This window comes from Nocardia pseudovaccinii NBRC 100343 (assembly GCF_001613225.1).
Taxonomy (GTDB): Bacteria; Actinomycetota; Actinomycetes; order Mycobacteriales; family Mycobacteriaceae; genus Nocardia; species Nocardia pseudovaccinii.
This window is the reverse complement of sequence record NZ_BDBY01000432.1, coordinates 1-14,812: the sequence shown is the minus strand read 5'-3', so window position 1 is coordinate 14,812 and position 14,812 is coordinate 1. Positions and strand designations below refer to the sequence as shown.

13 protein-coding genes are annotated in these 14,812 nt (G+C 64.7%); 11 read left to right on the top strand and 2 right to left on the bottom strand.

The annotated features are described in order from the left end of the window. Window positions 1-193: 193 nt before the first annotated feature. Entirely contained in the window at window positions 194-754 is a 561-nt protein-coding gene (gene cyaB / locus NP3_RS45165; RefSeq protein WP_063047840.1) for a class IV adenylate cyclase, read from the top strand. A gap of 276 nt (window positions 755-1,030) precedes the next feature. On the opposite strand, the gene NP3_RS45160 is transcribed toward cyaB, so the two are convergent. Then, window positions 1,031-2,095 (bottom strand): M48 family metallopeptidase, encoded by a 1,065-nt coding sequence (locus tag NP3_RS45160; protein ID WP_063047839.1) that lies wholly within the window; start codon window positions 2,093-2,095, stop codon window positions 1,031-1,033. Between the two features lie 72 nt (window positions 2,096-2,167). On the opposite strand from NP3_RS45160, the gene NP3_RS51755 reads away from it, so the two are divergent. The 9 genes from NP3_RS51755 to NP3_RS45120 all read left to right on the top strand — a co-directional run bounded on the left by NP3_RS51755 (window position 2,168) and on the right by NP3_RS45120 (window position 11,550). Then, window positions 2,168-2,257, top strand: a complete 90-nt coding sequence (locus tag NP3_RS51755; RefSeq protein ID WP_373864843.1) for an Ms4533A family Cys-rich leader peptide — start codon at window positions 2,168-2,170, stop codon at window positions 2,255-2,257. Between the two features lie 165 nt (window positions 2,258-2,422). Further along, window positions 2,423-3,481, top strand: a complete 1,059-nt coding sequence (locus NP3_RS45155; RefSeq protein ID WP_063047838.1) for a sulfate ABC transporter substrate-binding protein — start codon at window positions 2,423-2,425, stop codon at window positions 3,479-3,481. 208 nt (window positions 3,482-3,689) lie between these two features. After that, complete coding sequence (cysT, locus tag NP3_RS45150) at window positions 3,690-4,490, top strand: sulfate ABC transporter permease subunit CysT (protein ID WP_157124980.1); 801 nt, start codon at window positions 3,690-3,692, stop codon at window positions 4,488-4,490. Continuing rightward, window positions 4,487-5,293 carry a sulfate ABC transporter permease subunit CysW gene (gene cysW / locus NP3_RS45145; protein WP_062991326.1) on the top strand — a complete coding sequence of 269 codons (807 nt, stop codon included), beginning with the start codon at window positions 4,487-4,489 and terminating at the stop codon, window positions 5,291-5,293. The genes cysT and cysW overlap by 4 nt, the downstream gene beginning before the upstream one ends. Next, entirely contained in the window at window positions 5,290-6,285 is a 996-nt protein-coding gene (locus tag NP3_RS45140; protein ID WP_063047837.1) for a sulfate/molybdate ABC transporter ATP-binding protein, read from the top strand. Before cysW ends, NP3_RS45140 begins: the two co-directional genes overlap by 4 nt. A gap of 225 nt (window positions 6,286-6,510) precedes the next feature. Continuing rightward, complete coding sequence (locus tag NP3_RS45135; protein WP_063047836.1) at window positions 6,511-7,221, top strand: hypothetical protein; 711 nt, start codon at window positions 6,511-6,513, stop codon at window positions 7,219-7,221. 499 nt (window positions 7,222-7,720) lie between these two features. Beyond that, on the top strand, window positions 7,721-8,833 hold the full coding sequence (locus NP3_RS45130) for an Hsp70 family protein (RefSeq protein WP_245721388.1): 1,113 nt from the start codon (window positions 7,721-7,723) through the stop codon (window positions 8,831-8,833). Between the two features lie 127 nt (window positions 8,834-8,960). Next, on the top strand, window positions 8,961-9,965 hold the full coding sequence (locus tag NP3_RS45125; protein ID WP_063047834.1) for an AurF N-oxygenase family protein: 1,005 nt from the start codon (window positions 8,961-8,963) through the stop codon (window positions 9,963-9,965). A 1-nt stretch (window position 9,966) separates the two neighbouring features. Continuing rightward, entirely contained in the window at window positions 9,967-11,550 is a 1,584-nt protein-coding gene (locus tag NP3_RS45120) for an FAD-dependent oxidoreductase (protein WP_063047833.1), read from the top strand. A gap of 159 nt (window positions 11,551-11,709) precedes the next feature. On the opposite strand, the gene NP3_RS45115 is transcribed toward NP3_RS45120, so the two are convergent. Beyond that, window positions 11,710-12,471 carry an SDR family NAD(P)-dependent oxidoreductase gene (locus tag NP3_RS45115; protein WP_063047832.1) on the bottom strand — a complete coding sequence of 254 codons (762 nt, stop codon included), beginning with the start codon at window positions 12,469-12,471 and terminating at the stop codon, window positions 11,710-11,712. A gap of 590 nt (window positions 12,472-13,061) precedes the next feature. On the opposite strand from NP3_RS45115, the gene NP3_RS45110 reads away from it, so the two are divergent. Next, window positions 13,062-14,812: Hsp70 family protein (locus NP3_RS45110; protein ID WP_169814693.1), on the top strand; the 1,751-nt coding region annotated here is incomplete at its 3' end.

The window sequence follows — 14,812 nt, the reverse complement described above, 5'->3', positions numbered from 1 at the left end:
AGTCTGGCGGATTATCAAGCTGGGCAGCACCTTCTTCGTCTCTGCCTTCACAGTCCAGCAGGAGGCTCACTCGTGTCCAACACACCGCGTCGAGCCGAACGCACGCGGCGTCTTGCATCACGCCTTTGCTCGCACGCTCGAACAAGCCGCGGTTACGGCGCGACGCATCATCTGATCCCGGGAGGAATCGTTCGTGATCGAAGCTGAATACAAAGCGCGACTGTCCGACCCGGAAGCGGTCCGAGAGCGGCTGCGCTCGTTCGGAGCTGCAGAGGAAGTCCGTTATCAAGATGCGTATTTCGACACTGCTGACCGGGCGCTGAACGAGGCCGATTGCGAGCTTCGCCTCCGCACGATCACTGCAGTCGGTGGTGAGCAGCAGCACTTGCTCACTTTCAAAGACGCGGCCGTCGAGGAGTCGACGAGGTCGAAGCCGGAGTATGAGACTCACGTGAGTGACCGGAAGGCCATGGCGGACATCGTGGCTCGGCTCGGGTACGGGCCGTTCATAGCATTCACCAAGCAGTGCGAGAACTTTCGATTCAATTGGGCTGGCCGAGACATCGTTGCGACTGTGGTGACCGTTCCGGAGATCGACGGGACCTTCCTGGAGCTCGAGACTCAGGTGGAGGAGGATGGTATCTCGGACGCGCTGCGGGATTTGAGGTCCGTCCTAGCGGAATTGGGCGTCTCACTCGATGAATTGACCACTGAGGTGTACACCAACGCGGTTGCCGAGAGCCGGGGGCTGTAGTTGGCCGCTCGCACGCCCTAACGACCGCCGCACGGCCTCCCGACAGCTGCTCGGGACACCTGCAACGGTCGAAAAGGTGTGCAGCTCGGTATTTTTCACGCCTAGTCGGCGTGCGGGACCTTTCGTTCCGTCAGCGGTTGCTATTCGCCGGATTGCCCGATCGCCCCGGCGCGCCAATCGTTGCAGCGCTTGCCGATCTTGGAGGCGGTCTCGCCGACCGCGTGACCTACCGTGCTCACAGGCGGGGTCGACCTCACGTCCCGACCGACGTAGCGCTCATTCGTCCCGATCGCCCCCGGTGCGCCAGTCATTGAACCGCTTGCCGATCTTGGAGACGGTCTCGCCGACCTCGTGCCCCACCGTGCTCACCGCGGATCCGACATCATGCCCGAGATTGCGCACCGTGCGGATCAGTGGATCCTCGGACTGGTCGAAGTTCTGTCGATATGTGCGCGCGGCCTCCTTGATCTCGTCGCTGATCTTGGTGTGCTTATCGTGTTCGCGGCGTGGGTAGTCGCCCCCGAGCATCCGGTTGTATTCACCGGATTGGATCCAGCGGCGCAGTTCCGCGGCTCGCAGCACCGAGAACGGATGGCTCTGCAGTTCCAGATTGAGCAGCTTAAGCACACCGTCGCGCAGATCGCCGGAGCGCTCGTAGTCATCGGCCTGCTGCAGGAACGCGCCGTGGTTCATCTCCTTGATCCAGGTGCCGCCCGCGGTTTTCATATGCACCCGCACCGACGCCTCGACATCCTGACCGCACAGCAGTCCGGCCCGGTCGCCGGACAACTCGGACTTGCGGCTCCACTCCATCAGTGCGGCAACGATCGCGCGCAGTGCCCAGCCACCGACCGGCATCCAGCCCAGATTGGCCGAAATGCGCAGTAGATGCATGAGCATGGTGCGGTACACCGCATGTCCGGACAGCGCGTGTCCGAGTTCGTGACCGACGACGAAGCGCAGTTCCTCGGTGTCCATCAGATCGATCAGTCCGGTCGTCAGCACGATGAACGGCTGGTCCATGCCGATCGTGAAGGCATTCACGTGCGGGCTCTGCAATACGAACATCTCGGGTGTGATGCGCGCGTCCAGGATTTCCACGCAGTCCTGACGCAACTGGTGCAGCGAACGGAACTGCCGCTCGTCCACTCGGACCGCGGTCGCGAGGTACAGCAGCCGGTGCTGGCGTTCTTGCAGCAATCCGGACAGGGTTCGCAAAACGGTATCGAACCCGGTGAGTGAGCGCAGCGTCACCAACGCGGTGCGATCGGCGGGATGCTCCCACGCGCGAGTGCTGATATCTGGGAATACAGTGCGCACACGGTCCGGGCTGGTAGTCATGGGATGAAACCCCCCTCTTCCTGGAACTCTGTTGATTCGAGCTGGTGGCATTTCCTCTGATACAGTCTGCCCGTGTCTTCGATTGCCGTCCCGCAGGTCCGCCATGAATTGGCGTTGATCGCTGTCGGCAATCTCGCGGTCGCGGACATTCTCTGTCGCTGATCGGCGCCGGGCGCTGCTGCGCACCCATCTTTCTCTAGACTGGCGCGCAAACTTTTTCGCAGCAGTGTCCGTACCCCCGACCTTCGGTCGACAAGTCGCGCCGCAGTTCTACCGCCGCGACAACTAGTCCATGTCGCGGCGGAGCGCATAGGAAAGGTTCCACCCATGTCACCCAGGTCCTTGCTCCTCGGATCCTCCCGATCGCACCGTCGCCCGGTGATCGCCGCGCTAACGGCCGTCGCCGCCGTCGTGCTCACCGCGTGCGGTGGTGGAGCGAGCGACACCGTGGGCGGAGGTGGGCCCGACGGCAGCGGCGGCACCCTCAACCTCTACGCCTACGCCGTCCCGAAGCCCGGTTTCGACAAGGTCGTCCCGGAGTTCAACAAGACCGATAAGGGCAAGGGCGTCCAGATCAACGGCTCCTACGGCGCCTCGGGCGATCAATCCCGCAAGGTCAAGGACGGCGCCGAGGCCGATATCGTCAACTTCTCGGTCGAACCCGATATCACCCGCCTGGTCGACGCCGGTCTGGTCGATCCGAGCTGGAATGCCGACGCCACCAAGGGAATTCCGTTCGGCTCGGTTGTCGCGATCGTGGTGCGCAAGGGCAATCCGAAGGGCATCAAGGACTGGGACGATCTGCTCAAGCCGGGCATCCAGGTCGTCACCCCGAACCCGTTCAGCTCGGGCTCGGCCAAGTGGAATCTGCTCGCGCCGTACGCGGCCAAGAGTGACGGCGGCAAGAACCCGCAGGCGGGTCTGGATTACCTGAGCCAGCTCATTTCCAAGGAGCATGTGCAGGTGCAGCCGAAGTCGGGCCGCGAAGCCACCGAGACCTTCCTGCAGGGCACCGGTGACGTGCTGCTGAGCTACGAAAACGAGGCGATCTTCTCCGAGCGCAACGGCGACCCGATCGAGCACATCGTGCCGCCGACCACCTTCAAGATCGAAAACCCGGTCGCGGTACTGAAGAACAGCAAGCATCTGGACACGGCGAACGCCTTCCGCGACTTCCTGTTCACCACCGAGGGCCAAAAGGCTTGGGCCTCGGCGGGATTCCGCCCGGTCGACCCGAAGGTGGCCGCCGACTACGCCAAGGACTTCCCGACTCCGCAGAAGCTGTGGACCATCGCCGATCTCGGTGGCTGGAAGGCTGTCGACAAGGACCTGTTCACCGCGAACACCGGTTCCGTCGCGGTCATCTACGACAAGGCCACCAAGTAAGTCGGTGATCCGAAACACCCCGCAGTGTGTGCGTCGGGCCCGGAGGAGGCAGCTTGTGTAACCACGGAGGGCACCGCGCACACCGCAAATCGAAGCAGGATACTGGACGATCGTGACTGACAGCAGCAGCGCCGGGATCGGGCATGCGCCCGCTCCCGGCGGCTCCGAAGACGCCACCCCCAAGGCCGCCGGTCGCGCCTGGTCGTGGCTGCGGGTAACCGGTTCGGTAGGTCCGCTCGGCATCGCCACCGCGGTGCTCTGGCTCAGCATCATCGTGCTGCTACCGCTGGCCGCGCTGACCGTCACCTCATTCGATGACGGCTGGTCCGGATTCTGGGATGCCATCACCGCACCCGCGGCCATCGACTCGCTGCGCATCACGGTGCTCGTCTCCGTGGTGGTGGCGGTCATCAACGTGGTGATGGGCACGCTGATCGCCTGGGTGCTGGTCCGCGACCAGTTCCCGGGCAAGAGCATCGTCAATGCGCTCATCGACCTACCGTTCGCGCTACCGACGATCGTCGCGAGCATCGTGCTGCTGTCGCTCTACGGTCCGCAGAGTCCGATCGATATCCACCTCAATGCCACCCAGCCCGGCCTTGTGGTGGCACTGGCCTTCGTCACGCTGCCGTTCGTGGTGCGCTCGGTCCAGCCGGTGCTCATCGAGGCCGACCGGGAGGTCGAGCAGGCCGCGCTGTCCCTCGGCGCGGACAACTGGACCACCTTCCGCCGCATCGTCTTGCCGACCCTCGCGCCCGCCATCATCAGCGGCGGCGGGCTCGCTTTCGCCCGCGCCATCGGCGAATACGGTTCGGTGGTGCTGATCGGCGGCGCCATTCCGCGCAAGACCGAAATGGCCTCGCAGTACATCCAGAAGCAGATCGAGATCGATCGGCCGGTGAATGCGGCGGCGGTGTCGGTCGCACTGCTGGTCATCTCGTTCGCGACGCTGCTGGTGCTGCGGCTGTGGGCCGAGCGCACGGCGCGCAAGGAGGAGGAGGCGCGATGAATCTGTCCTGGCCGACTCGTATTTCGCTGCGCGTGGTTGCGCTCGGCTACCTGTTCATCCTGCTGGTGCTGCCGCTGATCATCATTCTGTGGCGCACCTTCGAGAAGGGGATCGGCGCGTTCATCGATTCGATCTCGACGCCCGCGGCGATCTCGGCGTTCCAGCTGTCGATCCTGATCGTGGCGATTGTGGTCCCGGTGAATGTCATCTTCGGCATCGTCACCGCGATCGCCCTGGTGCGCGGCAAGTTCCCGGGCCGCACGCTGGTGCAGGGCATCGTGGATCTGCCCTTCGCCGTCTCGCCGGTCGTGGTCGGCGTCGCGCTGATCCTGCTGTGGGGCGCCGACGGCTGGTTCGGCGGACTCGAAGACGTCGGCTTCAAGGTGATCTTCAATCTGCCCGGCATGGTGATCGCGACGATCTTCGTCACGCTGCCGTTCGTGGTGCGCGAGGTCGAGCCGGTGCTGCACGAGATCGGCGACGATCAGGAGCAGGCCGCGGCCACCCTCGGCGCGTCCCGCTGGCAGACGTTCTGGCGGATCACCCTGCCCGCGATCCGCTGGGGCCTGACCTACGGTGTCGTGCTGACCGTCGCGCGTGCGCTCGGCGAATTCGGCGCGGTGATCATGGTGTCCTCCGCCCTACCGGGTAAATCGCAGACGCTGACCCTGCTCGTACACGGTCGATACATCAACGACCACAACACCTTCGGCGCATACGCCGCCGCGACCCTGCTGATGGGCCTTGCCCTCGTAGTCCTCCTGTTGATGACCCTCCTCGAACGTAAGCGGGGCACCAAGTGATCACCGTGACCAATGCGAAGAAGAACTACGGTTCCTTCGCCGCCCTGGACGATGTCAGCATCGAGATCCCGTCGGGGGAGCTGACCGCCCTGCTCGGCCCCTCGGGCTCGGGCAAGTCGACGCTGCTGCGCTCGATCGCGGGCCTGGAATCGCTGGACTCCGGCGTCGTAGCCATCGCGGGCAACGATGTCACCCACATACCGCCGCAGAAGCGCGATATCGGCTTCGTGTTCCAGCATTACGCCGCGTTCAAGCACATGACCGTGCGCGATAACGTGGCCTTCGGACTCAAGATCCGCAAGCGTCCCAAGAGCGAAATCGCCAAGCGCGTCGACGAATTGCTCGGCATCGTCGGCCTCGACGGCTTCCAGCACCGCTACCCGGCTCAGCTCTCCGGCGGTCAGCGTCAGCGCATGGCACTGGCTCGCGCGCTCGCGGTCGATCCGCAGGTGCTGCTGCTCGACGAGCCGTTCGGCGCGCTCGATGCCAAAGTGCGCGCCGATCTGCGCACCTGGCTGCGACGGCTGCACGAGGAGGTCCACGTGACCACCGTGCTGGTCACCCACGACCAGGAGGAGGCGCTCGACGTCGCCGACCGGATCGCGGTGATGAACAAGGGCCGCATCGAACAGGTCGGCAGCCCGGAGGACGTCTACGACCGGCCCGCCAACGAATTCGTGATGTCCTTCCTCGGTGCGGTGGCCCGGCTCAACGGACATCTGGTGCGTCCGCACGATATTCGCGTCGGCCGCGATGCGAGCATGGCGCTGGCCAAGGACGAGGGCACAGCGGAATCGGCGGGCGTCACCCGCGCCACCGTGGAACGCGTGGTGCACCTCGGATTCGAGGTGCGCGTCGAGTTGCGCAATGCGGCCACCGGCGATCTGTTCGCCGCCCAGGTGACCCGCGGTGACGCCGAGGCGCTGCAGCTCAGCGACGGGGAAACCGTCTACGCCCGCGCCACCCGTATTCCGGAACTGCCTGCGGGATAAGCGCGAATTCGAATCCGCTTTATGGCCGCGGATTCCGCAAGCGCGAAATCCGCGGCCATTCCTGGCGTGTCGAAACCGAACTCCGGTTTCCACGTCATATTGTGCTGAATGCGAAACACCCGCTAGTGGGTTCCGGTGAATTATCGGAACGTAATCCGATGTGAGCATTCGCAATGGTCGTCGAACGCGGCCCGTATGCGGGCGGCGGGAAGTTGAACGATCACCATGTCGATTCGAAGACAGATATTTCTGGCGCTGGCCGCTGCTGGCGTCGCGGTGCTGGTCCAATCCGGTCCGGCGATCGCCGCACCACCACCCGGAACGCCGGTAGTACGCGCACCGGATGGCCCGGTTATCACCGAGATTCCCGCGGACTCGCCCGAAGTGGCCGCGATCGGTCCGGAATCGGTGGGGAAGCCGATCCCGAACTCATCTGGCGGTCTCACTCCGGCGCAGTTGATACCGCACGGAATCGAGGGCGAGCAACGGCATTTCACGCCGAATCCGGAGCAATGGGATAACGCGCGAACGATTGTCGAAGTGGTTCTGCGTCGTGATCTGCCCGCCTATGCGGCGGTGGTCGCGCTGGCCACCGCAATGCAGGAATCGCTGCTGCGCAACGTGACCGAGGCGATTGATCACGACTCGCTCGGGGTGTTCCAGCAGCGGCCGTCCGCGGGCTGGGGTACGTCCGAGCAGCTCACCGATCCGCGCTTCGCGACCGAGCGATTCCTGGACGCACTGCTGGTCCACGCGCCTGATTACCAGGCGATGCCGCTGTGGCAGGCGGCGCAGGCCGCACAGCGCTCGGGCTTTCCGATGGCGTATGCGCGGTGGCAGGAGCAGGCCGCGCAGATGGTGTCGCGATTGCTCGGACCACGGCAGGGACCGGTGCGGCGGGCAGCGAGTGCCCAAGCGGTGCTGGGCTGTTGCTGATGAGTTGCCAACGGGTGTGATGGTTTCGATTTCCCGCACCGGAATCGCTCGCGAATTCCGGTGCGGGAAATCGAAACTCGTTGCCGGAGCGGGCCCATCCGACCGACGGCGGACTGGTCGGTTTCGATATGGCTCGGATCGGCTTGTTGCGGCGTATTCGGCAACCTCGATGGGGTCTGATCAGGGCTGTTCCCACATGTAAGACGCGGGAGCGGCGAGCTGGCTGCCTGCTGGCAAACGGCGACAGGGCATCGTTGAATTCCGGCGCGCCGTAAGAAGATCCGGCCACGATATCGGCGCGTCACCTCCCGTGCCAGGTGAGCCGGGATCGGTGCTATTGCTATGCAACCTGTGTCAGTGGCGGCGGCATGCGGACAATCGTGTGTCCGGTGGTTGGCAGGCCGGTCGCGGAGTGGTTGCGTGAACAAGGTTCGAAGCAAATCGGCTCGGCGATCAGAGGATTGCGATGGCGGTTGGTCTTGGTTTGAGCATAGGCACGGTGAACACGGTTTCCGCTCTGGCGGAGGAGGGTTCGGCCAAGGCTCCACCCGGTCGCCGCTCCGCCGCCGAACGCTCGCCCGCTGTCACCCGCCGCACCACCCTCACTTTCGACAGCACCGGAATGGCCAGGGTCGGCATGATTCCGCGGCACGGGCGCGCCATCACCGAATTCGCCGATCTGAGTCAACGCAAGACCAAGCAGGCCAGGGTCGGGCACCGTGCGCTGAGCGCGGCCGATCTGATCGCGGTCGTCGCGGATTGTCTGATCACCGAGGCGCGTCGTGATCATCGAGCGGTCGGTGCGGGCGTCATGCTGACGCATCCCGCGGGCTACACCGAAGGCCAGTTGGGGGATTTGCGTGCGGCGCTGGACGCGATCGGCCTGACCCATGTCGCGCTGGTCGCCGAACCCGTCGCGGCAGCCACCTGGCTCGAGGTCGAACGCGGACCGCTGATGCCGGGTCTCGCCCTGGTCTATGACCTAGGTGGAGCAAGTCTCGACATCACCCTGGTGCGAGTCGGCGCGGGCTGTCCGCACAATCCGATCGTCGGCTCGCCGATCCGCTCGACGGAATTCGGCGGACGTGCCTTCGGCGCGTTGGTCGCCGCGCGGGCCGCGAACGGGACCGTGCCTGCCTCCATCTCCGGTGCGATCACCGGCGCCACCGCCGACGAATTGCGGACCATCCATATCCGATCGTCGCTGAATCTGGTCTATCGCTGTCTGCGGATGGCGGATGTGACCATGGCCGATGTGGACTGCGTGCTGGTGGTCGGCGGCGCGGCGCGGCCGGTCGAGGTAGCCCAGGTGCTCGCCGGTGAACTGGCGCGTCCGGTGATCACGGCCCCGGATCCGGAACGCACGATCGCCGACGGCGCCGCCATCATGGCGCGTCGCGCCGCCGCCGCGGACGAGGAGACCACCGGACATCAGCATCGGCGCAAACCACGCAGAGCGAGGACGCGCGCCCTTTTACTTTCACGGCGCACCAAGCGCCGCTTGACCCGGGTGGCGATCGCGGCAGGGATGTCGGCCGCTGGAGTGGTGCTCGCGCTGGCGCTGCCCGCCGACTCCGTGGTCGCGGGCTTGTCGCAACTCGGGCTGCGGTAAAGGCGGACCCGGCGGCGCACCGGGTCGTCGCCGGGAATGCCGATCATGTGCCAAGTTGACGTGACTCCTCGTAGGTGTAACTATGGGATACAGTAAATGTGTCCCACGAGGAGAGGCAGTGACGACGATGTCTACAGCCGTGACGCCCGCAGTCGATCCCGATCTGGCGAAGGCGCAGGAGTATGCCGCCAAGCTGCTGCTGCTCTCCGAAGGTTCGGTGAACAAGCACTTCGACCCCTTCGAGGACATCGACTGGGACAACCCGGATTTCGCCGCCGATGCCGGTGAAGAGCGCTGGGTGCTCCCGGTATCCGGCGATGCGCTCGGTCGCCACCCCTGGTATCGGGCGCTGCCGCTGGATCGGAAGATCGCGATCGGCAAGTACCGCCAAGCCAATGTCGCCAAGGTCGGTCTGCAGTTCGAATCCATCCTCATCAGCGGGATGGTGACGCACAGCTTCGGCCTGCCCAACGGTTCGCCCGAATTCCGTTACTGCTCCCACGAAATGATCGAGGAGCACAACCACACCCTGATGTTCCAGGAGATGGTCAACCGGATCGGCATCGACGTACCCGGTATGGGCCCACTCGTGCGCAAGTTCAAGTACATCGGTGCGCCGGTGGCCGCCTTGTTCCCGAATCTGTTCTTCATGGCCGTGCTCGCGGGTGAGGAGCCGATCGACCACATTCAGAAGGCGATCCTGCGCTCGGGCGAGGACGTGCACCCGATCATGCGCGGCGTAATGGCGATTCACGTCGCCGAGGAAGCGCGCCACATTTCCTTCGCGCACGAGTTCCTGAAGCAGCATGTGCCCGAGAAGAATACGGCCAGCAAATTGGTGCTTTCGATCGTCATGCCGATCGTCATGTTCATCCTCGGCCGCTCCATCTACACTCCGCCCCGGTCGTTCTTCAAGGAATTCGATATCCCGGACGAGGTGCGCAAAGAGCTGTTCTACGGTTCGAAGCAGGCCAAGCAGGAGTTCAGCGACTTCTTCGGCGATGTGCGCACGCTGGCCAATGACATCGGCCTGATGAACCCCATCGGCAAGGCGGTCTGGAAGCTGCTGAATATCGACGGCCACACCACCCGCTACCGCTCCGAGCCGTTGCGCACGGCCAAGGTCGGCTGACGTGCCGTACGTCGTCACGCAGTCCTGCTGTAGCGACGCGTCCTGCGTCTACGCCTGCCCGGTCAACTGCATCCATCCCACGCCCGACGAACCCGATTTTCTGACGGCGGAGATGCTGTATGTCGACCCGCAGGCGTGCGTGGACTGCGGTGCGTGTGCGAGTGCGTGCCCGGTCGATGCCATCACGTCATCGAAGAAGCTGACCGACGAGCAGCAGCCGTTCATCGAGATCAATGCCGACTTCTATCGGCAGGCGCGGCCGCGGCCGCTGCTGGCGAAGCCGGTGCCCGCTGCCGAGATCCACACCGAGCGTCAGCCGCTACGGGTGGCGATCATCGGATCCGGGCCCTCGGCCATGTACGCGGCCGATGAACTGCTGACCCAGCCCGACGTCACTGTGACGGTCTTCGACCGGCTTCCCGTACCCCACGGACTCGCCAGGTACGGCGTCGCGCCGGACCACGCCAAGACCCGGCAGGTCAACAAGCTCTTCGATATCATCTCGGCGCAGGCTGGTTTCGAGTCGTACCTGAATATCGAAGTGGGCAAACATATTTCGCACCAGGAGCTGCTCGCGTACTTTCACGCGGTGATCTACGCGGTCGGTGCGTCCTCGGATCGTAAGCTGGACATTCCTGGAGAAGGCCTGGCGGGCAATGTATCTGCCACCGACTTCGTCGCCTGGTACAACGGGCATCCAGATCATGCCGAGCGCACCTTCGATCTGTCGCAGCGCCGGGCCGTCATCGTCGGTAACGGCAATGTGGCACTCGACGTGGCGCGCATTCTTGCCAGCGATCCGGAAGCGTTGGCGGGCACCGATATCGCACCCTATGCGCTGCAGGCCTTGCGGGAGAGCAAGATCGAGGAAGTGGTCGTGCTCGGTCGGCGAGGTCCGGCCGAATCCGCCTTCACGGTACCGGAATTCGTCGGACTGCTCGGCGCGGATGTCGATATCGCCATCGAGGGTGAACTGCCCCCGGTGACCGACGAACTGCCGTATCAAATCGAGCAGAAGCTGCGGCTGCTGCACAAGGTGGCCGAGCGGCCGTTCGGTGCGCGCAAGCGGATCGTGTTCCGGTATCTGGCCGCGCCGACCGCGATTCTGGGCACCGACGAGGTAACCGGCATCGAGCTGAGCCGCAACGAACTCGTCACCGATCCCGATGGTCGCGTTCGTGCGGTGGCGACGGCGGAGACCGAGCGGTTGGATACCGGGTTGGTGCTCACCTCGGTGGGTTATCGCGGTGTTGCCCTGCCCGGCTTGCCATTCGACGAGCAGGCCGCCGTGATTCCCAATCTGAACGGCCGCGTGCTGGAACATTCTGGTGGTGCGGTGCTGCCCGGAATGTATGTCACCGGCTGGATCAAGCGTGGTCCCACCGGATTCATCGGTACCAACAAATCCTGCGCGCAGGAGACGGTTCGGCAGTTGGCCGATGATTTCAACGCCGGTCGGTTACGTGAACCGGCAGGTAAGGCGGCGGATTTCGATCACCTGGTGCACCGCCGTCGGCCCTCGGTCCTGGTCCGCCGAAGCGCGGTGCGAACCGGTATCGTGCGTCGCCTGCTCGCCCGCGCCTGAGCAGCGGCGCAAGCGCGCCCATGTCTTATTCGTGCTGTGTAACGGTTTTCGCCTTCCGCCGACATGGTGTGTGCGCGGTAGGGTCCGTGACGACGGTCGGCACCTCGGCGTACGGCGACGCGATGAGGGCGAATGCCGGGCCGAGGTGCCGATTGGCGACTATTTGGCGGTGAACCCACCGTCGATCGCGAGCGCCGCGCCGGTAATGAAGCTGGCCTCGTCGCTCAGCAGATAGGCGCAGAACGACGCGATCTCCTCCGGCTTGCTGATCCGGCCGAGCGGATGCAGTGCGGCGATGGCCGCTTCACCCTCGGGCGTCGCACCCATCGAGTTGCGGAAAGCGGGCGTATCGACGGCGCCGGAGACCAGCGCGTTGACACGAACACCCTGTTCAGCGGCCTCCAGCGCCACCGCGCGGGTCAGCCCGACGACGCCGTGCTTGGCCGCCACATACGGTGCCACCGAGCCCATACCGACCACGCCGAGGTTCGAGGCATTGTTGAGGATCGCGCCGCCGCCGGAGGCGACAATCGCCGGAACCTGGTGGCGCAGACCGTAGTACACGCTCGTCAGATTGAGTTCGAGATCGGCGCGCCAGCCCGCCTCGTCGATCTGCTCGATCGGGCCGAAGGCATTGACGGCGCCCGCATTGTTGAATGCCGCGTCCAGCCGACCGTATTCAGTGAGGGCCGCCTGGGTCAGCCGGGCGACCTCGTCCTCGACGGTGACATCGGTCGGCACGAAGATCGCCCGGCCACCCGCCGCGCGGATATCGGCCGCGACCTGCTCGCCCGCGTCTTTACCACGTGCGCCGAGCACCACCGCCGCACCCTCGGCCGCCGCCCGGAGGGCCACCGCCTTGCCGACGCCCGAGCTGGCCCCGGTGACGAGCATGACCTTGTCCGCGAAACGTGTCGACATCGTCTTCGAATTCCCTTCTCGTTCTTCAGATTTCATGAGCGATGAAGCGGCTCGAGAACTCGGTTCGGTTCGAGCGCTTGCTCATCGCTGAATCCAGTCAAGCGGTCGGGAAGTGGTGCAGCTGGCGGAAATCAGTCGTTGCGTTTGACGCGTCATATTCCTACGGTTGAGACGCTCGTCCTGTGAAATCTGTAGTGCTGGCAACGTATTGGTTACCGACCAGTCGGTGTGTGTTGCCGGTTCTGGGTGGTTCTGTTCGGTATGGCGGATCCGAGGCTCGATTCGAGTTACTGTGCGGTAGCGGAATCTGGCTTATCGCAGTGAAATCGGGCCTTCGGTCGCGAAACGCCGAACGTCCAGGGGTCTGGATGAATCTTTCTCACGCGATCTAGCTGGGAGTTTTAAACAGGGACAACGGAAGCCAAACGTTTCATATCAAATCGACATCCTAATCGATCCGGCAGCAGCTAACCTGTGGGTGCTGTTTGGGAAGCGACCGCGGCCACATGGATCTCCTATGTGATGGACGTGGTCTCGGTGCGTTGACGGGATAGCGAATGACTACAGGTCTGGGTTTCAGCATTGGTTCAGTGAACTCCGTATCCGCCATGGTGACCGGCGAGCGACCGTTGTCGTCGGTGCGGACGCGCCGCACGGCAGTGACCTTCGACAGTGCGGGTGGCATCCGAATCGGGGGGATCCCCCAATTCGACATGGCGGTAACGGATTTCGCCGACCTGGCGCGCGACCCCGAGTCGATCGTCGTGGGCGGTCGGCTCTGGTCACCCGCGAACCTGGTCGCCGCCGTGGTGAACGGCCTGCTCGAATCCTTCCCGCCCACCGCGGGAGCCGTGGCCACCTATCCCGCATGCTATTCCGATAAGCAGCTGTCGCTGCTACGGCAGGCATTGAATCTGGCCGGTGCCGGGGATGTGCTGCTCATCCCCGAACCCGTCGCGGCCGCGGAGTGGCTCGAACAGGAACGCGGACCGCTCGAGTCCGGCTTCGTGCTGGTGTACGACCTCGGCGGGTCTTGCCTTGATGTGTCGATGGTGCGGGTCGGACCGGACTGGGACGATCACCCGATCGTCGGAAAGTCCGTGCGCTCCTACGATTTCGGCGGTCGGCCGCTCGGTTCGATGATCGCGCGGTATGCCCGGGTCGCCGAACCCGGTGACAACGGGTCGATGCTGCAGATGACCTCGATTGTCGATATCACCAGTATGCGTGCCCAGCACATCCGGGATTCCCTCGATGTGGTCCACGAATGTGTGGAATCGACGGGACGGTGCCTGTCCGATATCAGCTGCATCCTGCTGGTCGGTGGCGCCACCCGTCCGGTCGAGGTCGCGCGCATCCTTGCCGAACTCGGCCGACCGGTGGTGATGTCGAGCGATCCGGGGCAGACCGTCGCGGTCGGCGCGGCCGGGTATGCGGCCCGCAGCTTCGCACCGCTGTCGACCGGTGGTCGGCATCGAGCGCCGAAGGTCGCCGTATTCTCGAGTGCCGCAGTGGCTTCCGCGGTGGCTGTATCGGCCGTCACGGTATTCGGCGGCCCGAACATTTCGCAGATGCCGTCCCTGGTGGATGCCTTGCCGGGCAGCTTCCCGATAGACAACCTGCTGCTCGAGCCCGATGTCGAAGCGCTCGCGGAGGCCGGTTCCGCGGCGGTTGGTTGGGCGACCACAACGGCGGGCTTCGGCTATTCCGGTCGACCGGACTACAGGATCGCTCCCGTCGCCCATACGATGCCGATCGGCCCAACGATCGGCCCGTCCCTGGCCGAGGCACACGGCGGCAGTCACAGCGAACCACGCGGTGGGACAGCACATTCCGGTGGCGTCACCTACGCCGACCCCGCTCAGTTCCTGAACCCGCTGCCATTCATCCGAAGCCCGCGGACGATCCCCGCCGTGCCGTACCAGCCTCCCGCCGGTACGCCCATCCCTAGCGTCAGCCTTCCGGGTTCCGTTCCCGCCCCGGCCAATTCGACCCCAACCGTTCCGGCTGGCACCACGACGACCCCGGGTACCACTAATCCGGCGACTGGCGGCGCCTCGACCGGCGGTGGTGTACCGGGTACGACTACCGGCGAAACATCCACCGGGACTGCGACATCGGGCGGAACCGCTTCGGATGGCAGCACGGGTGATGCGTCCGGCGGTACGACTTCGGGTGCCAGCGGTTCGACGTCGGGAAATTCTCACAACGGCGGTTCGGTGGGCGGTACCTCGGGCGGCTCGACAAGCACTGGCGCTCCAGGTGGTTCGACCGACGGTAGCCACTCGGGCAGTTCTGGGGATGGTGGTGCCTCAGGAGGGTCCGCGAGTGGTGGTGGATT

Excerpts from the sequence above, each read along its gene's own strand:
- NP3_RS45125 (WP_063047834.1), top strand. The coding sequence starts at position 8,961 with ATGTCTACAGCCGTGACGCCCGCAGTCGATCCCGATCTGGCGAAGGCG.
- NP3_RS45135 (WP_063047836.1), top strand. The coding sequence starts at position 6,511 with ATGTCGATTCGAAGACAGATATTTCTGGCGCTGGCCGCTGCTGGCGTC.
- NP3_RS45160 (WP_063047839.1), bottom strand. The coding sequence starts at position 2,095 with ATGACTACCAGCCCGGACCGTGTGCGCACTGTATTCCCAGATATCAGC.
- cysW (WP_062991326.1), top strand. The coding sequence starts at position 4,487 with ATGAATCTGTCCTGGCCGACTCGTATTTCGCTGCGCGTGGTTGCGCTC.
- NP3_RS45115 (WP_063047832.1), bottom strand. The coding sequence starts at position 12,471 with ATGTCGACACGTTTCGCGGACAAGGTCATGCTCGTCACCGGGGCCAGC.
- NP3_RS45155 (WP_063047838.1), top strand. The coding sequence starts at position 2,423 with ATGTCACCCAGGTCCTTGCTCCTCGGATCCTCCCGATCGCACCGTCGC.